Genomic DNA, 21888 nt, shown 5'->3' with positions numbered 1-21888 from the left:
GAGGTCGGCGGCTAGAGCAGAGGTCGCACCCGCCGTGAGCGTCTCCATCTCTCTCATCACGATGTCGTGAACGGTCGTGCAGAGATTGAGAGACCTACCCGCATCGGCGGGATCCGGGCCGATGAAGCGAACATGCAGCCTGGCGACCCCCTGAATGCTTCGCTCAGAACCTTCGGGCGCGAGTGCAGCGTAGATTCTGGCCTGCTCAAGGTCGGCGACCCTGTGGGCGACATGCTTATTGGCCTGGTCCTAAAGAGATTCGTGAGTTGTGCGACCGTCCTCAGACAGTTGCGCGAGAATATTGTCTGCCAGCTTTGGCCTGGACTCCTTCGGAAGAACGAGACTTCGGCCTGAGGTGAAAGCACGCCGATACGCAATGACCCCCGCGTTCCACAGCGCCTGCATATCCGTGTCGACCGGGCTTTCTCCATCGCTCGGTCGGTTCCGCGCGAGTTCGATGTATCTCTCGATGAACCTGTGGGCGGACTCCAGGTCCGCCGCAATCGAGGCGAGGTCTGCGAGCCATGCTGGGAGTCCACCGCTAATCGGCACCAGAGGGATTCGGGCACCGTCTTCAGGAGGCGAACCTACCTGTGTCATAGACGAATGATGGCATCTGGTGGATGGCTCGACGTAGTGTGGGGCGCCAAAGCACCATGGGCGACGCTGTACCCCCACCGCTTGCCTTCCGTGCGCCGCGCGTAGGTGCAGATATGCCCGCACCGACAGCGGATCATCTCCCCCACTGACGGGTCCCGTGCTCCGCATTCTAGACCCCTGACCACACCCCTTATTGATCCGAACAAGGCAGATGACACGTCCACCGGAACACGAGCAACCGGGTCCTACGAAATCTGGCTCAACACCGACCAGGAGACCGGCCGCGTTTCATACAGCCGCGAGCTACCCAACGAGATTGGCCGACTCGTCCCAGTCCCGCGCCACAGCACGACTACGCATCCGCCCGTCATGAGCGACCTCGACTGCAAGACACCCCATCCGGAGAAGCACCGGAACATTCACGTGGCGCAGCGCCATACCCTTCCGGTCATCGAGGATGATCATCCGTGCCAGCGTCTTCCCCGCCGACGCGAGCCCGACCAGTGAATGGGCTGCGAGGAGCAGCTCGCTGCGCCGGGCCTGCTCCCGCTCGTCCAGGCGGGCGCTTCCGGTGACCGCGGACGCCGGGCATGCACATGGGTGCAGAGGATGACCTCGGTGGTGACCACGCTCAGCGAGGGGGTGAGGATCCCGGATCGCACGTTCAGCCCGTTGCCCGCCGACGTGCCCAGGTACACCTCGTGCGCGAACGTCCGCAGTGCCCGGTTGTCGAGCTCGTACAGCCAGGAGGAGCCGGGCATCGGCAGGCTCATCGGGGTCACCAGATCCGCCGCCAGGTGCTGGGCCCAAAGGACGAGTGCCTCGGCGAGCGAGTCGACCTCCCGGAACCGGCCACCCACGGTGACGGTGTGTTTGTTCCGTAGTCCCATCGGACGCCGCGGAACTCCCCCGCCCGGATCTGCCGCAGCGCCTCGAACGGCCGGCCCAGATCATGCCCCGGGGAACGGACCCGGTGGGCGCGGCCACCGAACCCGGGACCGGTGTAGTCGATCGGCAACCTCTTCCCGGCCCGCTCCCACGCCCGCATCCACCCGGTCTTCCTCGTAACACCGAGCCCGCGGGCGACCGCCCCGTCAATGGTGGTGTCGTACCAGACCGCCGCATTTTCCGCGGTCAGGCGCGCGTTCTCACGCGAGAGTTCCCGGATCCGCTCCCCGCCGGCGACGACCTTCTCGAGCCGCTCCTGCAGGCATCGCACGACGCAGCGTTGCTTCTCGTCCCGGTTCTGCGCCGCGACCAACACACATCGTGCGATCGTACCCTGGCAGGACCTGCCCGAACGGTACGGACCGTGGAAGACCGCCCACGAGCGCTTACGCAAGTGGACCATGGACGGCACATGGGAGAAATCCTCGACGCCGCGGGTCGTCAAAGGCGACAGGTCGGCGAGGACGAGTAGATCGTCTCTGTCTATTCCACGGTGGTCCGTGCGCACCAGCGTTCAACCGGTGCCCGAAATAGGTTTCTACGCACAACGATCGAGGCTCGCGCGGTCGACGGCAAATGTCTCAGACGGCCCCGGGGAGGGTTCAGCAGCAAGATCCACCTTGCTGTCGCGACGGGCGTGAGATTCAGAAAGCAACCCGAGCAGCGAAGGGTTCACGGGGCGGGCGTACACCGTCATTCGACGCCGAATACGCAGGTCTCCAAGTCGTCGAGCGCTGCATCAACCTGCTCAAGCACTTCCGTGACCTGGTCACACGGTATGCCAAACGGGCTGCTCTACTGCCGGTCCGAGTTCATCATCGCCGCGATTGCCCCGTCACTTCAGTGATTTCACAAGACAGGACCTAGCCAATCCGTCCGTTCAGCTTAGATCCGACGATCGTGGCCGGACCAGTAGCGGTTCCGGATTTCGAACTTCTGCACCTTGCCCATCGCATTGCGTGGCAGAGCGTCGACAAAGTCAATGTGCTTGGGCACTTTGTACTTCGCGAGACGCTCGACGCACAGCTCGACCAACAGCTCGCCGAGACGCGAGTCGCCCCCGTGACGCGGCACGACGACGGCCGCAACTGACTCGCCCCATTTTGTGTCAGGGATCCCGACGACCGCCACCTCAACCACATTCGGGTGCATGAGGAGGACTTCCTCGATCTCACGCGGGTAGATATTCTCCCCCCCGCTGATGATCATGTCCTTGATCCGGTCCGTGATGTAGAGGTAACCCTCGCTGTCGAGATAGCCGGCATCGCCTGTGCGCAGCCAACCGTCCTGGAGAGTCTCGCGCGTCGCCTCAGGCCGATTCCAGTACTCAGTCATAATCTGCGGGCCGCTCAGGACTATCTCCCCAACTTCCCCTTCGGGAAGCAGTTGCCCATCGATTCCAATGATGCCGATGCGACAGCCAGGGAAGCTCCGACCTGCCGCACCGAGCAGGTGAGGCCTTCCCTCCAACGCGAGGCGATGATCGCGCGGATTGAGGGCCACCATGCCGAGCGTTTCGGTTAGCCCGTAAACCTGGAGGAACTCGCAGCCGAAGTACTCCATGGAAGAACGGAGCAAGCTGGGATCGATGGTTGATCCGCCGTAATAGATGACCTTCAACGACGGGAAGGTTCCAGCGAGCTGCGGCGCCACCTCGATACTGGCGTGCATCATTGCCGGCACCGATAACATCCAGGCGATGTCCTCACGCGCCATTATCTCAGGTGTGCCGACTGGGTCGAAGTTCTCCTGGACGAAGACGCTGCCACCCCATGCGGCGACCGTCATCCAGAGGAAGTTGACCGCAGCGTGATACATCGGCGCGACGGCCAGGAACCGGCCCTGCAGGGCGCCCAACGGTTGCAGGACGTGCGCCTCCTGCTCAACTTGCCACGCCATCGCCCCGTGGGTGACAACCACGCCCTTCGGGGTTCCCGTCGTTCCGCTTGTGTACAGCTGGGATAATGGCCAGCTCGAATGCACTTGGATCGAGGGCGGTTCGATTGACTCCGCGTCTGCGAGGTCGTTGATCGGGGCCCACCGGGCGTCGTCGGTCGGGTCGAGACTGACGTAGTGCTTGACCGACGGCGTCATTGACCGGATCGCATCGATTGCGGGGTGAAGAGCCGACGCAGCGACGACGACAGTGGCGCCGGAGTCATTGAGGATGAACTCTAGTTCGGCTGGCGCCAGACGAAAGTTCAGGGGAACGGTTACGGCACCGGCTTTTGCGGCGGCGAGGTAAAGCAGCACGTACTCCGCACGGTTGTGGGACAAAAGCGCAACGCGCTGGCCTTGGGAGCACTGGAGTGAGTCGAGCACTCGCGCGATCTGATTAGCACGCTGGTCCGCCTCGGCGTAGGTCAGGCGCATGGAGACGTCGGCGACGAACTCCTCCGCGCCAGACTCCCGCACCTGGTAGTCGAACAGGTCCAAGATTTTCAGCGAACGGTCCACGTCAGCCGTCGCCGACTGAGTGGGGTGATCAAGGGTCGCTCCCGGCATGGCAGCCCTTCCTCTTCGGAGTTAACGTGATGCATATCACGCAGTGGCGTCAATTCAACCAGATGCTTGGTTCAATTACAACCAAATGCTTGCTTAGACTCAGGCGTCGGCCCATACTGCGGGGAGTTGGCACATTACCGGCACACCCTAGATCTCCACGGAGGCGATCCTGCATGGCACATACCGAAACCCCTGGCCCTGAAACGCCACATGAAGCAACGCGCCGCCTCGACGCCATCGTGATCGGAGCCGGACTCGGCGGACTACGTGCCCTACACGAGTTCCGTTCAAAGGGACTGTCCGTCGCTGCGTTCGAGGCAGCACCCGACCTCGGCGGTACCTGGTACTGGAACCGCTACCCCGGCGCCCGCACCGACAGCGAGAGCTGGACGTACGCCTATGCCTTCTCTCAGGAACTGCAGGACGAGTGGGACTGGCCGGAGCGCTTCGCAACGCAGGCGGACATGTACGCGTACTTGTGCTTCGCCGCCGAGAAGCACGGCTGGCGCGACCATATCGAGTTCGACACCAGGGTGTCCGCTGCGACCTTCGATGAGACGACCAATCGCTGGACTATCACGACCCAGGACGGACGTCAGTTCAGCGCCCAGTTCCTCGTGACCGCCCTCGGACTCCTTTCCCGGCCGTACATCCCAGCCTTTGCTGGCATCAACGATTTCCAGGGCGATTGGTTCGTGACGGGCCGCTGGCCTTCAGAGGGGGCCGATTTGGCCGGAAAGCGGGTAGCCGTCATCGGAACCGGTGCTACCGGCGTACAAGCTGTTCCCCTCGTTGCGAAGGTCGCCGATCACGTCAGCGTCTTTCAGCGCACGCCGAACTTCGTGCTTCCGGCCCGCAACTACACGCTGACCGACTTCGAGCGTGAGCAGATCCGCCGCGATTACGACGAGATCTGGGCAATGGCTCGCCGTCACCCTCTTGGCTACGCTTTCCCAAGGGCCAACCGCCGACGCGGCGACGTCACCCCCGAAGAGCACCGTCAGGTCCTCGAGGCTGGTTGGGAAGCCGGCGGGTTCCGATTCCTTTACGAGACCTTCGATGACATCACAACAGATCCCGAAGCCAACGCCATCGCATCCGAATTCGTTCGGGAGAAGATCCGGGCGATCGTCAAGGATCCAGCGACCGCTGAGCTCCTGTGCCCCAAGGACCACCCTCTCGGATCGAAGCGCCCACCTCTCGGACACTTCTACTATGAAGCCTTCAACCGCGAGAACGTCGAGATCGTCGACGTCAGCCGCGAGCCGATCTCCCGAATCACCCCTCGAGGGATCACCGTCGGCAATGTCGAGCACGAAGTGGACGTGATCATTTTTGCCACAGGTTTCGACGCTGGCAGCGGCTCGTACGACCTTATCGACATCCGCGGCCGCGGCGGACAGGCGTTGCGCGAAGCTTGGGCTTCCGGCGCCCGAACTCATCTGGGTTTGATGGCGCATGCCTTCCCGAACATGTTCATGATCAGCGGTCCGCAGAGCCCGTTCGGCAACATTCCCGTCGTCGTCGAGGCAGCTGTTACATGGATCGGCCGGTGCGTCGAACGAATGCGGGCCAGTTCGATCGACGCCATCGAGCCCCGCCGAAGCGCGGTGAGGGAGTGGCACGAACGCCTGACGAAGTTCGCCAACATGACTGTCCTGCCGCAAGGAACTCGGTCATGGATGCTCGGTGGCAACATCCCCGGGAAGGCTCCCGATGTGCTCTTCTACTTCGGCGGTGTCGGGACGTACGTCAAGGCTTGTGATGCAGCTCTGGAGAACGACCTCGCCGACTTTCACACGGGTCGCGTTCGCGACACCGCGGCCGTCTGAGTCACCGAGGAGCTGCGACCTGCGACGTTGCAGGTCGCAGCCCCGATCTCACGACTCCCGGCGTACGCTCCTCGCCGCTTGGGCAAGACGTTGTACCCGGGTCGCTTGCAGGACCATCGGCCGATCGACCATCTGGCCCGCCACCAATGCCACCCCGCCAGAACCCGCTGCCTTGAGAACAGCGTCCGCCCAGGAAAGGCGTTCGGGTGAGGGATGGAACTCTCGGCGAATTACCTCGACCTGGTCGGGGTGAATCGCGACTTTCCCGTCGAAGCCGCAGGCCGCAGCGTCAGCCGTTTCGGCGCGGAGCCCGTCGAGGTCCGGAATCGACGTGTAGACACCGTCCAACGCTTCACAGCCGTGCGCTTTCGCTGCCACCAGCACACTGCTTCGCAGGTGCGAGACGACGGTTTTATACTCGCCGGTCGCATTCCTGCTGGCGGTGCCGCCCAGGGCTGCGATGAAGTCGTCCGCGCCCCACATAAGTCTCGAGACTCCGGAATGCGTCGCCAGATCGTTCACCGAGACGAGTCCGCGCGGCGTCTCGATGAGGGCTGTCACATCCAACCCTTCTAAAAGCTCGAGGTCGGTCACGGTCTCAGCCTTTGCGAGCATCACCCTTTGAAGTCCTAGCTCTCGAACCAGTCGGACGTCCTTTTCGTGATCGTCCGTGCCATGGGCATTGATGCGGACCACAACCCGGACGTCGTCGAAGTCCGCCGCACGCAGCGAGTCTCGCGCCGCAGACTTGCCCGGAGATGCCACCGCATCCTCGAGATCGAGGATCACAACGTCAGCACTTGCGAACGCCTTATCGTATCGGTCGGGACGGTCGGCGGGACAAAACAGCCACGCGACACCTCCCTCTTCGTCGGTGGGTTCGGTGTGCATGGATTCGATCACGTCGATGCTCCTCGCGTTAGATGCTTACCCGGTCACCGCGCTCATGCCGCGACCGATCGCAATCCTTCCACAACCAAGTATTTGCTTTATCAACCAAGCACATGCTTGTTACGCTTAATATGTAGATCAATCTTGAGGATCCACATGACTACCTACACGCCCGTCGTCGCAACCTCGCGCGCGATCGCCGGCAACGTCCGTGAGGTCATCCGCGATATCTCGGACATTCGATATCTCGTACTCGAGTTCCCACCGAGCCACGCGAACAACTTTGCTTAACTGCACCACAGATTGTGATCCATGGTGGCGCTGTGGTTCTGAGCACGGTTCTCGCGAGTGGAATCGCGGAGGCGGATGACTGCGTACGTTCGGGACCTGCTCGGTGAGGTAGGACGCAAGAACGGCTGGACGTTGGCAGAGGAGACCGGGAAAGGCGGCCCAGAGGGAATGCACAGGGCTGTTGAACTTCTACTCTTGGGACTGCGCGACGACGCGCGAGAGTTCGTGACCGAGGCGATTGGTAATGCCGACACCGGTGTGCTGATCGGCGACAAATCAACTTTCCGGAGAAGGGAGTTCGCTCGACCGGTGTGGCCCGCCAGTACTCCGGAACCGCGGGACGGATCGAAAACTCCCCCTCGGAATACTCCTTGCCTATGCCCCCGCGCGGGGCGGGGCGATGTCCGAACGAGAGCTGTGGCATCCGAGGGCCTGACCGCGGATTGATGTGACCTTCGCCGGGTCCGGGAGCTGTGGAGCCCTGCTGGACGGCATCGAGGTCTCGGCGTAGGCCCGTGCGAAGGATCGCAGTGCGGATTTTCCTTCGATGTCGACGGCGCTGATCCACGCGGTGAGATCGCTGCCGCGGCGCTCGGTCATGAGGTCGACGAACTCGCGCACGTGGCGGCGGGTGGTCGCCAACGCGGGACTGCGGCCGAGCAGTGCATCGAGTTGGTTACGGCCGTTGTCGATCAGCCGGTCGCGATGGCGGGTCAGCCAGCCGGTGGCCTGCCGGATGCCGGGTCCGATCGCAGGTGCGGGCGGCGGCTGCTGGTGCGCAGTCCGAAGGGGCTGTAGGTAGCGGCGCACGGTCTTTGTCGCTGCCGCGGTAACCCATCGCGACGACCGCACGGGTAAGACGGGTCCCGTCGGCGCAACCGAGCAACGATCCCATCTCCGGCTGGGACAAGATGACCTCAGCATCTTCGGTGCCGACCACAATGCACATCGATCCACCTTGCAACGCCGTGATCTCGTGATTGAGAGTGTTCAACACGGCGACGGCGGCCCGGGTGGTGGCCGCATACGCGGTGGTGATCGCCACCGCCCGGCCCAGGTGCTCGCCACGCAGCGCAGCCTGGATCCGATCGGTCTTGGTCTCGATGTCGCGGCGGGAGCCTTGCGCAGCACCGCGGTGATCTGACCGCGTGCCAGTCGGGCCGCGGAGGCAGGGTCGGGGCCGCACCGAGCAACTCGAGGGAATCGACTGTCGTCGAACGTCTCCAGCGCGGCTGGGAAGTATTCGCGCAGTGCATGCCGCAACCGCTGGGTGTATCGGGTTCGTTCGCAGACCAAGGTCTTGTGCGCCCGTGCGACGACCTCGAGCGCCTCGGCCTCGGGCCTGTCACCGGCTTACCGGCCGCAGCTGGTACGAGTCGGTGCGCACCATGTCGGCCAGCATGTGGGCATCAGCGGCGTCGCTCTTGGTACCCGAGACCCGCCGACGATGTCGGAAAGGGCTGCTTGCAACGGATTCACCGCGAACACCGTGTAACCGGCGGCCACCAGTGCCGCCACTCACGGGCCGCGGTCGGTCTCGATTCCGATCGCCACCTCGGACTCGTCGGCGTCACCGGGTTGGTCTCCGATCAGCGCATGCAACCGCGCGAGCGGGGCCGCTCCTTCCGGCAGCCTGCCCTTGCTCAGTCTGTGTCCGGCTGCATCTATCAGTTCGATATCGTGGTGGTCTTCGGCACGGAGCGCCGTTCCGGGATTACTCCCGGCCCGTTTCTTAAGAACTGGAGTTCGTTGGGGCCCGGGCTGCAGGCCCCCGCGCTGTCCGCGGATCCTCCGGTCGTCGCCGAGGACGATCTCGGTCGGGTCACCTGCCACCAGTTGTGGTTCGCGGGGATGACCAAGATGCGCGGCCCGGTGTGCGGCTGCGCGCCCGCCTCCGCGCCTCCGCCGTCGCCCTTCCGTCACCAGAGCCGAAGCCGTTCGACAGCGGGCAATCAGCTGCACCTACCAGGGGCCGGCCGGGCTTTCAACTGGGTCCGGCACGCCGAACCCCCACCAGCCCCGCGCTGATCCGCGCGCCGGATCGCCCAAGCGCTGGGCGAGCGCCGAGGCTGGAACACCAAGCTGGCCGCCGAATGGACCGGACGTTGGTCATCCTGCTGTCTGGACACGGCGAGCAGTTCCACTACTCGGACCTGATCGGCGTGCTGCACCGCTATGGGGTCAGCATCAGCCGGGTCGCCGAAGTGGTGGCCGGAGATGGGATTTGCTGGTCGATGACCGCGTCCCGCCTTCGACACCTGGCTGGAGGACAAACTCGCCGACCTGGCCCCGGGCATCGCCGCCGACGTCCGCGACTGGACGCAAGTATTGCGGCATGGCGGACCCGCAGCCAACCCCGCAACATCAACACCGTCCGCCGCGACGTGCGCGCCGCCCACCCCGTGCTGGTCGAATGGTCCACGCGACACGACCACCTGCGCGAGGCCACCATCGGCGATGTCAACGCGGTCGCCGGCGCCTTGCGCGGCCACCCGCGCCGCCAAACCCTCGGCGCGTTGTGCTCGCTGATGCGGCACTGCAAGAAGAACGGCACTATCTTCACCGACCCAGCAGCGCGAGTCCGTATAGGACACCGCGACAAACCGATCATTCTTCCCTTGGGCTCCAACCAAATCGACGACGCAACCCAGGCCGCAACCCGGCAGCCCGGATCGCGCTCGCCCTGGCCGCGGTTCACGCCGCCCGCCCGGAAGCCATCCGCACCCTGCGGCTGGACGACACGCGAGTGCGGAGGCGACGCTCGATCCGGACGGCGGCGGCGCGACCTCGGCAACCGGCGGCTGACCATCGGCACTGTGGCCCGCCCACTCGACGAGCTCACTCACCGGCTCCTTATCGACTGGCTGGAATACCGGCGGAGAGACGCTGGCCCAACACCGCCAACCCGCACCTGATCATCGACAAACACCGGCCTCGACCACCCGAGCCATCAGTGTCAACGCGCTCACCGCGCCATTCCGCCGCCGAGCCGCCACATTGGAAGCCCTACGCGTCGACCGTCAACTCGACGAAGCGCTCACCCATGGCCCCGACCCGCTCCATCTGGCCGTCCTGTTCGGACTCGACGAGACCACAGCGATCCGATACTCCACAGCCGCGCGACAGATCCTCCAAACCCCAGCCGAGGAACACGATCCACCGAGTTGAGCACGAACCCAACGATCAACGCCCCAGATCCACAATAGGACGTACCGACTAGCTAGAGACCCAGGACGTTGGGTTCGTCGTCCACCATGAGTATCCTCGGGTTCCCGCCGAAGAAGCCCTCAGTTCGCGTGAATTCCAGGCAAAGCCATGCCGCCCCCCGAACCGGACGTGCGAGTTGCGCTCCTCAGCTGACGCTGGGCCAGGGCGACGGGATCGTCGTCCCCCGGGGACGGTATCGGGTGGTGACTACCGAGCCGGGATTGAACAGGACAACTTCTTCGTCGTGTGGCCACCATCCGCCGTTGCAGTAGCGGCGGCGGAGTTCCTTCCAACCCGTGTTGGGGTGTTTGCGCCGCAACCATCCGAAGACCTGACGCCAGACGATCATGCGCAGGTATTGGAAGTCGCGGGCCGACACTCCCGGGCAAGTAGGCGGTCCAGCCCCGCAGCACCTGATTTGTGCAGCAGGACTGCCAGCGGAAGGCTGACGTCATAAGACAGATCGTCTTCGTCTTCGTCTTCGTCTTGGCCTTGACGGACGAAGTGCCTTCTGGGACCGGGATACCGACAGTGCACTCGACGCTCTTGGCCGTCATAGCGTGGGCACGTCGCGTGGTTGCCTCACGGTCGAGCCTCGATGCGGATGGTGGAGCCAACTGTCGGATATCGAGAAACTCAACACTGTCCAAACGCGGGAGCACGCCCATCCCGCCGTTCAGAGCAACCAGAAAGCTTTTACTTCCGCCGTCGGTGCAGTTCAGCGACACGCCAGCGTCATCGCGGAAAGTGTGGCGGAGCCAGATTGGCATGTCCGCTTCAGCGTCAGTGGTCGCGATCGTTCCCACGCTAGCTTCAAGGCGATTCACGCCCGGGCCAATTACTCCTTCCAGGCCCCCGTGTTGACGGCGGCGGTCGGGGCTGACTGAAGCTGCTGCATGAGCTCCGGGGGGCGTGGCGGGAGGTGCCCGCCACGTGCCTCGATCTGCTGCGACAGCGAATCCCAAGCGCTGTCGACCGCTCGTGTCGCCCTTTCGGCCAGTCCTCCGAGGATTGTCCCGGATTGCTTCACGATTTCACCGCCGACCAGCACAGTTCTGATGTCGGATGGACGGCTGTGCATCAGCAAAGTCGACAAGGGATTCACGACCGGACGCTGATGGACTCCGACAAGCGAGACGATAAGCACGTCAGCCTGCTTGCCGATGTCGAGTGAACCCACGATCCCGCCCATGCCCATGGCTCGAGCCCCACCCAGGGTCGCGAAATACAGCGCATCGAGGGTGGTGACTGGTCGGTCTGGGAGCGCACCGAACCCTGCTTCCTCAAGGATCGGTTGAAACGTTCGCCCGTTCTCGGCATGGAGCGCTACGCGCATCGTCATGAACGGATCTGCACTGTTGTTGCCCTGGTCATCGGTGCCGAGGCCGACGTTGACACCAAGGCGGTCGGCCTGGGCGAAAACCGGGAATCCCATACCCATCTGCAGCTCAGCCTCCGGAGTACTCGACAGCCCCGCGCCGACGTCCGCCAACAGCCGCAGCTCCGCGTCGGTGATGGCGTTCGCGTGCGAGTGGACTTGCCGAGGACCGAGGAGACCGTCGGCATGAAGGAGTTCGATCTCCGGGCGGCGGCCGGGCTCGAACACTCCGTCGGTGTGCGTCGTGATCGTCAGGTCGAGCTCACGGGCCAGAAGGTACTCCTCTCGGATGGTCTCCCATGGAACACCTCCGATGTCGTTCGTGGCCATACCGAGTACAACACGGTCGGTGTCCTTGCTGCCGGCGAACTCCTCCGTTCGAAGAGTTCGTAGGTCGTCGCGACGGTCTGCGGCGCCCCCGAAGACCGGTACTGGCGGGTTGGCATCAGTCAGACCGTAGCACCACAGGGTTCTGATACCGGACTCTCGTGCCGCACGCAGACCAGCGCGAGCATGTTCGGGCGAATTTACCGCGTGGAGGTGGTCAATTGTCGTGGTGAAACCAGCGTCTAGCGAGGACACCGCCGCTGCGAGCGTCCCCGAGTAGATGTCGTCGGGAGAGAGGATGGGAGCATGGTTGTACCGCATGCCCCACCCGAAATCGATCCCGGACCAGTCGCGAGTGATGCCACGGAGTGCGGCTTCCCAGAGGTGATTGTGCGTGTCGACGAAGCCGGGGATCACGATGCTGTCGGAGGCATCAATCACTTCAGCATCTGAGGCGTCGATGCGCGGTGCGATTTCGCGGATCACGCTGTCTTTGATCAGGATGTCGACCAGTTGGACGTTGCCCTCCCGGGGCGAACCGACGACGACGTGGCCGCCACGGATGAGGATGGGACGGTGAGTCATGTTGCTGCTCCTGGCGTGATTTTAGGCTTCGGACGAGGACGCGACATTGATCAGTTGATGGGCATTGTGGTGGAGGATGCTCTCGATGATCGTTCCATCGATGCCGCTTTCCAGAATCCAGTCGAAGGAGTCAGCATACGGTTCGAACAGTTGCAAGATCGGATAGTCACTGCCTGGGACGATCCGATCGTGGCCGACTGCAGTGCAAGCTGCGCGGAGGGCAGCATGTGAACCGTGGGAGACGGTGTCGTAGTAGAAGCGCTTGAGCGTCGCACTAAGCGGTTCCGTAAGGACGGGCCGGAGGGTCGAGCCTTGATTGTCGAGTCGCTCCAGGAGCAGTGAAACCATTCCCCCGAAGTGGGGAACGATGTGGTCCAGTTTGGGGAACCTGCTCGGAACACCAGCCAGTGCCAACTGAATCGCCAGCACTGTGTCCTCGAACGACGTCCCGACCGACACCTCAAGCCCAGATTCATTGACCAGCGGCGACTCAATCCCGTTCCCGGTTGGGTGGTAGAAGGCGACGGGGCTGACCCGCTCCAGGGCCGCGAAGACAGGGTCGAACTCAGCGGCCGCCGCTGACCTTCCAAGTACTGAGGTACCGAGTTGAGCGCCGGTGACCCCCGAGCGACCCCGCCAGTGCTCGATCTCGTCCACCGCCGCCTCCACATGTGGCAAGGGAAGTGCAAGGAACATCGAGAATCGGTCCGGTCGCGATTCGACGATCGCTGCGAGCGACTCGTTGGCCGCTCGCGCCGTGCGGACCGAGTGGCACTCTTGCTCGAAGTACGGGAACAGACTCGCCAGCGACAGGACCTGCCTCTCGACTCCAGCTTCGTCCATGGCCCGCAGTCGAGCGTCGATATGATCTGGTTCGTCGAACATGGGGCCGGGGAAGGAACCCATCTGGCTCGCGAACGCTACTTGCCGGGAGTCCAGACCGTTTGCTTCCACAGCCAGGGCTCTGTAGAGCTCCACGTAAGCACGAGAAATGACGTGGGCATGAAGGTCGATGATGATGGCAGTTCTCCTGATTAAGGCTGCGATGGCAGGAAGATGGAGGTCCTTCTTAGTCGCGCAGCAGGGCAGGAACGTCTGGCCACATCGGCCACTGACCCAATCCGGACGGCATCGACAGGACTTTCCAACGGCCGTACTCCTTTAGCGTCTCGATCGTGTGCTCACGACCGTGGCCGCTCCCCTTCGTCCCCCCGAAGGGGAGGCCGAAAACTCCTCCGCGGAAGTAGTTATTGATGAAGACCATGCCGACGTCGACAGACCGCGAAACTCGGAATGCTCTCGGCTGATCGCTTGAAAAGATCGAGCATGTGAGCCCGTATTCGGTGTCGTTGGTGATCGCGATCGCCTCGGCCTCGTCGTCGAAAGGGATCACGGCGAGGACCGGTCCGAAGACCTCGTCCCGCGCCACCGACATGTCCGGCGTCACCCCCACCAGCATAGTGGGCGCAACGAATGCAGCCGCCTCATCGTCTGGAGCCACGGCTTGGGCGGCGATGACAGCACCCTCGCTGAGAGCTCGGTCCAGGTGCCTCAGCACAGTGCCTTGGTGTCGCTTCGTGACCATGGGGCCAACCTGTGTCTGCGGATCGTCGCCCGGCCCCACCCGAAGCTCTTCGACCAACGGGGTCAGACGGCGCACGAACTCGTCGTGGAGCGACCTGTGTACCAGGAGGCGTGAGATTGCCGTGCAGGCCTCTCCTTGGTTGAAGAATGCACCGTCAAAGGCACTCTTTACAGCAAGATCGAGATCGGCGTCTTCGAAGACAACCATCGCGTTCTTACCGCCGAGTTCCAGCAGCACCGGAGTGGAGTTGTCTGCGCCCGCACGAACCACAGCGGCTCCCGTGACGGTCGCGCCTGTGAAAGAGATGAGCTTGATCAACGGGTGCTCGGCGAGCGCCGCTCCGGCTCGTAGACCGACGCCGGGGACGATCTCGACGACGCCTTGCGGGAGCACACTTTGGATGAGTTCAACTACTCGGATCACCGTCATTGGGGTCTGCTCCGGCGGCTTGATCACGACCGTGTTTCCAGCAGCGATCGCCGGAGCGATCTTGCCGGCGGTATGGATCGGCGGCCAGTTGAACGGGACGATCGACCCCACGACGCCGTAGGGCTCCAGGAATGCTGCACCCAGCATCGGCCCGTTGACATGGAAGTCTCCTGGAAGCTTCCCGGCCAGTCCGCCGAAGTACTCGAGAATGGCGATGCAGCCGGCCACGTCGCCCATCGCCTGCCCGAGCGGCTTGCCATTCTCCCGGGTCTCAATAGCCGCGATCTCAGCGCTGTGCTCGCGGATGACCTGGGCTGCCTGTATCAGCAGCCGTCCTCGCTCTGCGCCAGGGCGCCAACGCCAGTCATTCGTGAAGACGTCGTTCGCGCGCCGGACCGCGGCATCGACCTCCGTTGGTCCGCCACCCTGGATGACGACGATCAGCTCGCCTGTCGCTGGGTTCTCGACCTCGAAGCGGTCCTCCTCGGCATCTGAGGACCATTCGAACTTCTTGATGTTACTCATGCCTTGCTCTCCTGCTCGGAGTTGATGATGTTCGAGACGGGGCGGCTCGACCTCAAGCCTTGCGTGCCGGCCCCTGCAAGGAAGAGGAGTAGTCCGCCGACGATGAAGGCGATGCCACCCAAGATGAATGCCGGGTAGTAGGTGCCTTGGTTGTCGCGAATCATCGCGAAGCCGAGACCGCCACACACCGAGGCCAGACCAGCGGCCAAAACCATCACACCGACGCCGAGCGCCAGGGAAGCCTCGCCGAGGATCTCGCGAGAGAAGAAGGCCGGGAAGTCCGCGTCCGCGCCAGCAGCAAAGCCGATAGCGAGGACCAGGGTCAGGATGACTGGGTAGGCCTCTGCCTCGATGGCTGCGCCAAGGCCGAGACCGGCGAAACCACCGATGCTAAGCAGGACGATCGGTACGAGGTAGGGCCACAGGCGGTCCAGCAGGTACCCGCCGAGGACCCGTCCGAGGAGTCCGCCGACGAGGTACGCCATGGGAACGGTCGCGGCGGCACTGCGCGAATAGCCCTCGTCCGACATGGCTGGAGCGAGGCTGGACACGAATCCGACGAGCGCGAATGAGGCGAGCGCAACTCCAAGGATCGCTAACCAGTAGCGACCATTTCGTAGGACCTGCCCGATCCGTGGACGCTCGACAGCTTCGGCTACAACCTGAGCGGACTCGTTCGAAACATCCGCGTCGACTCTGTCGTTCTCTTTAAAGCCGTAGAACACCAAGGGGAGCGCGACGAGCAGGAAGAGCCCCGCGAGAACGACGTACCCAAAACGCCAACCGCCAGCTGCGATGGCGGCGACGATCGCGGGAGTCGCGATGAGCGACATTGACGCTCCACCGGCGCCCATGATTCCGGCGGCGAGTCCGAACTGCCGCCTGAACCAGGTGGAGATCATGCGGACGAACGGCACCTGGAACGCCATCGCACCGAAGAGTCCAAGCAGCACGGCCACGCTGTAGAACACGAGGGGCGTGGCGGGGAGCGCCGCGAGGAGGAGACTCGACGCGCCCATCCCAGTGAAGCCGGTCATCACGATTCTCTTCGATCCGATCCGCCCGATCAACATGCCGACGAAGATGCTGGCGACGGAGAGCACGAGGCTGACCACTGCGCCGATCTGCACCTGGCTCGTGGGTAGGCCTGTGGAATCGGTGATGGGTTCGACGAACAGGCCGTTGGTGTTAATGATCACGATCGGGCCGAGACCTGAGCTGAAAAATGCGGTTGTCAGCCGCGGCCAGCCGTTACGGAACTCGGAGTGCGCGTTGGCGGGTGCATCGAGTTGAGACATGGTGATCCTTTTCGGGGGAGGGATTGAGCAGTTAGTCGGGGATCTCCTGGGCCATAGCCAGGTCCTCGTACAGGACGTAGCCCCCGAGATCGCTCTCGACTCCCCGAGCGCGACAGACTTTGTCGTAGAGGTTTGCGATGTTGGCGCGGTTTAGCCACTCGCGGTGCTGCCAGAGCCGCTGATCCATCTCGTATGGGTCGATGTCCCGCTTGACATCGAGTGGCTGCGCGAAAGCATCCGCGAGCGTCAGGCCTTTGTCGACGAAGGACTCCACGGTGCCGAGCCAGTTGCGGATGATTTGCTCCTGGGTAACGAGATACTCGACGCCTACCGGTTCACCGTGTCCGGGAATGATGGTCTCCACGTCGAGCCCACGCAAATCTTCAAGGCGCTGCAACAGCGCCCATGGGTCGGCCTCCTGCAGGAACGTCCGCACGCCGGAGAATACGTTGTCACCAGTAATTACGACGTGTTCGCTCGGGATGTGAATGGCCGTCTGCATGGCCGTATGACCGGGATGGTGGAGGATCCGAACCTCGTGATCCCCAATCTGGAGAACGAGCTCGTCGTCGAACAAGGTTGTGGGCGGGTTCGCGGGATAGTCGGGGCTCTCCGCAAGCCACACGCTGTCGGGATCGCTTCGTTTCAGGTGCTCAACGTGGGGTTCGCCGGTGATAGCCGGAAGCATGTTGAGATCTTTCGCGTACCGCACAGCCAGGCCCCGCTGCCCGACGACTTCTACCCCTGGGAAGTAGGCGTTCCCTTGGGTGTGATCGGCGTGCGGTTCGGTGTTGACGAGATACCGGATGCGTCCGCTGCGCTCGATGATCTGCTCGCGCCATCGAACAGCGTCGATCGGCTGCTGCGGGGTGTCGAAGAGTATTGCTCCGTCGCTCGTGTGGAGCACTGCTGGGTTGCAACCCCAGTAGTAGAACTCGGCGGTGACGTTCTTGCTGATTCTCCGCACCGTGGTTCTCCTTCTCTTAGACGGTGGCCGGATTGCGAACGCGCGCATCAACGGCCGCGATCTGATCCGCAGACATCGGACTGGCCATCGGCAGCTCGAACGGTGCGACGTACCGAACGGCGTCGCGCAAACGCGTTGGCTCGACGACCCGGTTCCTCAGTACGCCGATGCCCTCGATCTCCATCTCTACGACATCGCCCGGACGCAACCAGCGCGCCGGCCTTCCCAACCGCGCAGCCTCCATGGTGGTTCCCATGCCGATCGTTCCGGAGCCGATCACGTCCCCCGGCACAACGCGACTGTCCTGGGACGCGCGCTCGATCATCGCGCCGAAGGTATGGACCATGTTCCACGTGTTGCGATCGGTCCAGGTCTCACCGTTGACCCTGACCTGCGCGCGAAGGCTGAGAACTCCATCTCGGTAGGCGTCACCGAACTCGTCCGGGGTCACGATCCACGGCCCAATGGACGTGGCCGCGTCCTTGCCCTTGACCGGACCAAGGGTCCCGCCCATCTCGTCAACCTGGAGATCGCGGAAGCTCCAGTCGTTGAAGATCGTGAAGCCAGCGATGTATTCATCGGCGTCTGCTTCGAGGACGTCCTTGCCTTCCTTCGCGATCACAACTCCGATCTCGCACTCGTAGTCCATGTTCCGAGTCGCAGCCGGGTGCACGACGTCTTGGTCGTGGCCCGCGATCATCAGCGGGTTCGAGAAGTAAAAAACCGGAAGCCGATTCCAGACCTCCATATCGAGGTAGCCGAAGCCGTCGATCGTGCCGTCTTCCCCTCGCGTGAATTGCTGAGTGATGTGCTCTTCAAACGCGGCGAAATCGCGGACCGTCGGTGGCTGCATGACAGGCGGCCCAAGTTTCACGTCCGCAATTGGACGTCGAGACTGGCTCTTCCCGAGGCCGGTGGCAATCGCGTCGCGAAGACGATCGAGTGGACGATCAGGCAGTTCCAAGAGGTCCTGCACGTCCCGTAGCGGAACCTCTAGGCCTAGGAGGCCGGTCACGTCGACGACGAAATCACCCTCAACGAGAACTCCGCATCGAGTGGCGTCGCCGGAGCGGTAGGCAAGCAGCTTCATCATCCATCCTTCGGGTGGCCTCGATCACATCCCCAAAACTCTATCAAATCATCGATGATTCTTGCAAATATCGGTGAACGGACAAATTTTTGATGATATTTCCGTTCGCGTCACGATTCGAGAGATACTGAGTGCATGCCCGAATCAGAGATCAACCTGACGAGCCGAGTGGAGTCGCTACTGCGAACCGAGATCATCCGGGGCCGGCTTGCCCCGGACTCGCCATTGCGGATCTCTCACCTCGCCGAACGATTCGACTCAGGGCCCACCCCCGTCAGAGAGGCCCTCTCGCGACTGCTCCCGGAAGGAATGGTCGACTTCGCCCCAAATCGCGGCTTCAAAGTCCGCGGGGTGTCCAGAGACGATTTGATAGACCTGACAACGGCACGGTGCGCCGTGGAGTCTGAAGCGCTACGCCTCTCCATGGCCCACGGGACTGACGAGTGGGCGTCAGGGATCGTCGCTGCACAGTTCCGGCTCCGCCGCCAGGTCGGGAAGCAGACTGATGCATGGAGCAGGGCTGAGGTGGAGCCTGTCCATGTGGACTTCCATCGCTCGCTCATCAGCGATTGCCGGTCTCCTCGACTGCTGGACCTGGCAGCGCGGCTCGCGATGGAGCACTCGCGTTACATCTTCCTCACCCAGCCGGCAGAGGCGATCCTCCCCGGAACGAATCCCGCAGATGGGGCGGGCGCCAATGAACGTTTCCAGCATGTCCACGACGAGCTCACCGAGATCGTTCTCAGCGGTGACGTCGAGTCTGCTGTCTCCACCCTTCGGGCGCACCTCTCGTTGATCGTCGAGGTTCTGGACGGCCTCGAGTTCTGGAGTCAGCGATCTGGTTAAGGTGGCTCGAGAGCGGTGGCCGCGTTCAGATCGGTCGGCACCTGAGCTCGTAGCCGGATTTCCCTCGGCTCCGAGCTTCCTCAATCATGTACGTGATGATGTCCGAGACCTCCCGGTAGCTGAGTCCCGATGGCAGGTGAAAGTTGAACTCACAGTTGCGTTTCGCATCGGTGCGTCCAGGCCTCGGGTCATAGGTGACGTAGGCACCCAAACTCGCGCTAACCGTCAGCCCAGGACGTTCCCCATGAGCATCACGATGCAGCGCGCTCCGGTTGCTGCGGCGATGTGGTCACCCGGAGCACTCGTGCCTGGGTTGCGATCACCGGGGCGACATGTGACTCGGCCAGCCAAATCCGATTGAGTGCGTCGAGCAGCTTCGGTCCGTTGCGCATGACCGCGCCAGCCGAAAGCCCGTCGGCGAGCACTACCTGCATGTCAGGCTTCCGGACCGGTCGTCCTGTCAGCTTGGGCGTGGTTCGTGTAGCAGATGTCGATGCTCATCGGCAGCCCTGATGATCTGCTTCCCGTCGTACAGGTACTCGGGTCCGACTAACCCCACCACGGAGTTGCCCAGCATTGGTTGAAGGTCGCGGGCTACTGCGTACGCATGCACTTCCAGTGGCTGTTGGTCGACGGGACGCCCGTCCGTACCTAGATGTGCATCCGAGGACGGCGCTGAACCCTGTCCGGTTTCGAGGTACATCACGTTGTCGCCGACCGTCCCCCGCCTCAACGACCTCGCGGCGGTGTTGGCTTCGCGCAGCAGCTCGACGCTCATGCCGAACGAGGAGTTGGCCGGTTCGGTGCCCGCGATGGACTGGAAGCGAGATCGACGGAGCGCCACGCTCGATCAGCTCGATGGTCGTCGTGACGTGTGCCAATACGCACGTCTGCATCGGGACCCCAAACGAACACGAACGTCCAAGAGTCTGACGACGTCGGCCGTCACTTCCGGGGCGTCAGTTGCCGGATTGACTCCAACAACAGCGTCTCCGCACCCCATGAGAAGCCCGTCGAGTGTCGATGCGGCGATACCACGAAGGTCACGATCGGATGGTTTGGGTTGAAGTTGGGTGGCAAGTATCCCCGGCATACCGATGGTCGTCCGGAATGCCGGCTATACATTCATCGCCGCCGAACGCTAATGGGGTCTTGGTTTTCCATCAGATTCGATACCGCAGACACCATTTCCGGAGTCAGACCTGCGGACCCCGCGGCGGGAACTCGCTACGCATCCTCGGTCACGCTCGCGTTGCCGAGCCAGTCGTGAAGCACCGACTGTCAGACGAAATCGGCGCAAATGACTCCCGATCATGCCCATCGAGGATGAGTCTCGTGACTTCGTCGGTCTCGTACGGCACATTGCCGCGGCCCCCTCCACAGGAGATTCCGCTGCACATCAGACTAGGTGGTATCCGGACCGTTCGGGACTCGCTTTCCTAGGAGTTCGACCAGGCCATCAAACTCGTATGCTCGACCTGACACCGATGCTCTACACGTTCGGTTCATGAGCGGTCCACTGGCTTCGTTGTGAGGTCCCGGTATCCGCCGCGGTAGTAGACCAAGGGCCCGGACGTGCGATCATCGGCCCCACCCATCTCAACCACTCGACCGATGACGATGAGGTGGTCTCCTGCCTCGTGCTCAGCCCACATCTCGCAGTCAGCCCACATGAGTCCACCCTCAAGGATGGGGTTTCCGGATGTCGCGGGCCTCCATGACACGCCTGCGAACTTGTCGCTTCCGCTGCGGGCGAACTGGTTGGCGATCGCGTCTTGGCCGCTTGCCAAGACGTTGATCGCGAAACAACCGCTTCCCACGATGCCTGGATACGTCGTAGAGGTCTTCATGACGCTGAACGACACGAGTGGCGGATCCATCGACACTGCGTAGAAGGACTGGCACGTGAATCCGATTGGGTGCCCGCCATTCACACTGGTGACGACCGTGATCCCTGAGGCGTAGTGGCCTAGCGCTTGCCGGTAGTCCATTTCGGAGATGGCGGGGACGTCGATGGTTGACAGACGGTCAGACATCGGAGACCTCCCCCGATCGCGTGAACTCACCCAACCGGGCGACCTGCCCGATGTTGGACGCCAACTCAGTTACAGCGGCATCGACCACAGACTCCACCTCTTGCATCTGGGTAAGCGAGAGGTAGACGCCGCGGCCTGGAACGGTCGCACCGAGCTCACAGAGCAAGGGCGACAGAGTGAACGTGGGTCCCATGGCGTGGACGAAGTCCGCACCCGTGTGGACCGGGATCGCTGTAACTCCAGCGAGCCCATTCGCCGGGTACCTGTCCAGGAACGACTTGAGCAGCCCTGTGTAGGTCGCCTTGTATGTCGGGGAAGCGAACACAGTGAGATCGCTAGAGGCGACCGCATCATTGAGTCCTGACATCGTCTCGGATGGCCAGGTGAAGACGTCGCCGAGGTGGTCGGCGAGATCAACGACGTGAAGATCGTAAGTGTCTGGCGTCAAGAGGCGCTCGACCAGAAGCTCTGCGACCTTGCGCGTCCGGGACATCGGCTTGGGATTCCCGACAACGACTGCGACCTGAAGAGTCATGGGATTCTCGTTT

The 21888-nt window shown here is 62.9% G+C and carries 22 protein-coding genes and 2 pseudogenes; 7 read left to right on the top strand and 17 right to left on the bottom strand.

Features of this window, described 5'->3' with window-relative positions; translation table 11 throughout:
- Positions 1–1061: 1061 nt before the first annotated feature.
- Positions 1062–1490 carry a hypothetical protein gene (locus JQT59_RS02590; protein ID WP_213571507.1) on the bottom strand — a complete coding sequence of 143 codons (429 nt, stop codon included), beginning with the start codon at positions 1488–1490 and terminating at the stop codon, positions 1062–1064.
- Positions 1491–1697: 207 nt separating this feature from the next.
- Between JQT59_RS02590 and JQT59_RS38270 the strand changes: the two genes are divergently transcribed.
- On the top strand, positions 1698–2189 hold the full coding sequence (locus JQT59_RS38270) for a transposase (protein ID WP_213571506.1): 492 nt from the start codon (positions 1698–1700) through the stop codon (positions 2187–2189).
- Between the two features lie 244 nt (positions 2190–2433).
- Here the strand turns inward: JQT59_RS38270 and JQT59_RS02580 are convergent, their stop codons facing one another.
- Positions 2434–4053, bottom strand: coding sequence for a class I adenylate-forming enzyme family protein (locus tag JQT59_RS02580; protein WP_213571505.1), 1620 nt, complete (start codon positions 4051–4053; stop codon positions 2434–2436).
- A 173-nt stretch (positions 4054–4226) separates the two neighbouring features.
- Between JQT59_RS02580 and JQT59_RS02575 the strand changes: the two genes are divergently transcribed.
- Entirely contained in the window at positions 4227–5885 is a 1659-nt protein-coding gene (locus JQT59_RS02575; RefSeq protein ID WP_213571504.1) for a flavin-containing monooxygenase, read from the top strand.
- 48 nt (positions 5886–5933) lie between these two features.
- On the opposite strand, the gene JQT59_RS02570 is transcribed toward JQT59_RS02575, so the two are convergent.
- A complete protein-coding gene (locus JQT59_RS02570; protein ID WP_349306976.1) occupies positions 5934–6788 on the bottom strand; it encodes an HpcH/HpaI aldolase/citrate lyase family protein in 855 nt (284 codons plus the stop codon).
- Between the two features lie 144 nt (positions 6789–6932).
- On the opposite strand from JQT59_RS02570, the gene JQT59_RS37620 reads away from it, so the two are divergent.
- On the top strand, positions 6933–7067 hold the full coding sequence (locus JQT59_RS37620) for a hypothetical protein (protein ID WP_283253998.1): 135 nt from the start codon (positions 6933–6935) through the stop codon (positions 7065–7067).
- A 45-nt stretch (positions 7068–7112) separates the two neighbouring features.
- Positions 7113–7500: pseudogene (locus tag JQT59_RS36665) on the top strand (transposase); the annotation flags it as partial.
- Here JQT59_RS36665 and JQT59_RS02565 read toward each other — a convergent pair.
- Positions 7443–7919, bottom strand: coding sequence for a hypothetical protein (locus JQT59_RS02565; RefSeq protein ID WP_213571503.1), 477 nt, complete (start codon positions 7917–7919; stop codon positions 7443–7445). The pseudogene JQT59_RS36665 and the gene JQT59_RS02565 sit on opposite strands and share 58 nt — an antisense overlap.
- A gap of 124 nt (positions 7920–8043) precedes the next feature.
- Between JQT59_RS02565 and JQT59_RS02560 the strand changes: the two genes are divergently transcribed.
- Positions 8044–8211: a hypothetical protein gene (locus tag JQT59_RS02560; RefSeq protein WP_213571502.1), complete on the top strand. Its 168-nt coding sequence runs from the start codon at positions 8044–8046 to the stop codon at positions 8209–8211.
- Between the two features lie 374 nt (positions 8212–8585).
- Here the strand turns inward: JQT59_RS02560 and JQT59_RS02555 are convergent, their stop codons facing one another.
- The gene (locus JQT59_RS02555) at positions 8586–8900 is read right to left on the bottom strand and encodes a hypothetical protein (protein WP_213571501.1); all 315 of its coding nucleotides are present in this window, start codon (positions 8898–8900) and stop codon (positions 8586–8588) included.
- 260 nt (positions 8901–9160) lie between these two features.
- On the opposite strand from JQT59_RS02555, the gene JQT59_RS02550 reads away from it, so the two are divergent.
- Entirely contained in the window at positions 9161–9982 is an 822-nt protein-coding gene (locus tag JQT59_RS02550; protein ID WP_213571500.1) for a hypothetical protein, read from the top strand.
- A gap of 437 nt (positions 9983–10419) precedes the next feature.
- Here JQT59_RS02550 and JQT59_RS02545 read toward each other — a convergent pair whose 3' ends face one another.
- From JQT59_RS02545 to JQT59_RS02515, 7 genes are all read right to left on the bottom strand, one after another.
- Complete coding sequence (locus JQT59_RS02545; protein ID WP_213571499.1) at positions 10420–10623, bottom strand: hypothetical protein; 204 nt, start codon at positions 10621–10623, stop codon at positions 10420–10422.
- A gap of 489 nt (positions 10624–11112) precedes the next feature.
- Positions 11113–12564 carry an amidohydrolase family protein gene (locus JQT59_RS02540; protein WP_213571498.1) on the bottom strand — a complete coding sequence of 484 codons (1452 nt, stop codon included), beginning with the start codon at positions 12562–12564 and terminating at the stop codon, positions 11113–11115.
- A 21-nt stretch (positions 12565–12585) separates the two neighbouring features.
- On the bottom strand, positions 12586–13578 hold the full coding sequence (locus JQT59_RS02535; protein ID WP_283254001.1) for an amidohydrolase family protein: 993 nt from the start codon (positions 13576–13578) through the stop codon (positions 12586–12588).
- A 55-nt stretch (positions 13579–13633) separates the two neighbouring features.
- On the bottom strand, positions 13634–15103 hold the full coding sequence (locus JQT59_RS02530; protein WP_213571496.1) for an aldehyde dehydrogenase family protein: 1470 nt from the start codon (positions 15101–15103) through the stop codon (positions 13634–13636).
- Positions 15100–16401 carry an MFS transporter gene (locus JQT59_RS02525; protein WP_213571495.1) on the bottom strand — a complete coding sequence of 434 codons (1302 nt, stop codon included), beginning with the start codon at positions 16399–16401 and terminating at the stop codon, positions 15100–15102. Before JQT59_RS02525 ends, JQT59_RS02530 begins: the two co-directional genes overlap by 4 nt.
- Positions 16402–16432: 31 nt before the next feature.
- Positions 16433–17368, bottom strand: a complete 936-nt coding sequence (locus JQT59_RS02520) for an MBL fold metallo-hydrolase (protein WP_213571494.1) — start codon at positions 17366–17368, stop codon at positions 16433–16435.
- A 16-nt stretch (positions 17369–17384) separates the two neighbouring features.
- Entirely contained in the window at positions 17385–18461 is a 1077-nt protein-coding gene (locus JQT59_RS02515) for a fumarylacetoacetate hydrolase family protein (protein ID WP_213571493.1), read from the bottom strand.
- A gap of 132 nt (positions 18462–18593) precedes the next feature.
- Here JQT59_RS02515 and JQT59_RS02510 point away from each other — a divergent pair, with 132 nt between their 5' ends.
- Positions 18594–19304 carry a GntR family transcriptional regulator gene (locus tag JQT59_RS02510; RefSeq protein ID WP_213571492.1) on the top strand — a complete coding sequence of 237 codons (711 nt, stop codon included), beginning with the start codon at positions 18594–18596 and terminating at the stop codon, positions 19302–19304.
- Between the two features lie 25 nt (positions 19305–19329).
- On the opposite strand, the gene JQT59_RS38265 is transcribed toward JQT59_RS02510, so the two are convergent.
- The 5 genes and pseudogenes from JQT59_RS38265 to JQT59_RS02485 form a co-directional block, all read right to left on the bottom strand.
- The gene (locus JQT59_RS38265) at positions 19330–19566 is read right to left on the bottom strand and encodes an ethanolamine ammonia-lyase light chain EutC (RefSeq protein WP_502939698.1); all 237 of its coding nucleotides are present in this window, start codon (positions 19564–19566) and stop codon (positions 19330–19332) included.
- On the bottom strand, positions 19556–19738 hold the full coding sequence (locus JQT59_RS37615) for an ethanolamine ammonia-lyase light chain EutC (RefSeq protein WP_213571490.1): 183 nt from the start codon (positions 19736–19738) through the stop codon (positions 19556–19558). The genes JQT59_RS38265 and JQT59_RS37615 overlap by 11 nt, the downstream gene beginning before the upstream one ends.
- 26 nt (positions 19739–19764) lie before the next feature.
- Positions 19765–20397: pseudogene (gene eutB / locus JQT59_RS36655) on the bottom strand (ethanolamine ammonia-lyase subunit EutB).
- Positions 20398–20809: 412 nt separating this feature from the next.
- Positions 20810–21340 (bottom strand): flavin reductase family protein, encoded by a 531-nt coding sequence (locus JQT59_RS02490; RefSeq protein WP_249353627.1) that lies wholly within the window; start codon positions 21338–21340, stop codon positions 20810–20812.
- The gene (locus tag JQT59_RS02485; RefSeq protein ID WP_213571489.1) at positions 21333–21875 is read right to left on the bottom strand and encodes an NADPH-dependent FMN reductase; all 543 of its coding nucleotides are present in this window, start codon (positions 21873–21875) and stop codon (positions 21333–21335) included. Before JQT59_RS02485 ends, JQT59_RS02490 begins: the two co-directional genes overlap by 8 nt.
- Between the last annotated feature and the right edge of the window lie 13 nt (positions 21876–21888).

The sequence above is a fragment of the Rhodococcus sp. USK13 genome, assembly GCF_018343855.1.
In the GTDB taxonomy this organism is placed as follows: Bacteria; Actinomycetota; Actinomycetes; order Mycobacteriales; family Mycobacteriaceae; genus Rhodococcus_F; species Rhodococcus_F oxybenzonivorans.
The sequence above is the reverse complement of the archived record's forward strand: the minus strand, read 5'-3'. Positions and strand labels throughout refer to the sequence as shown.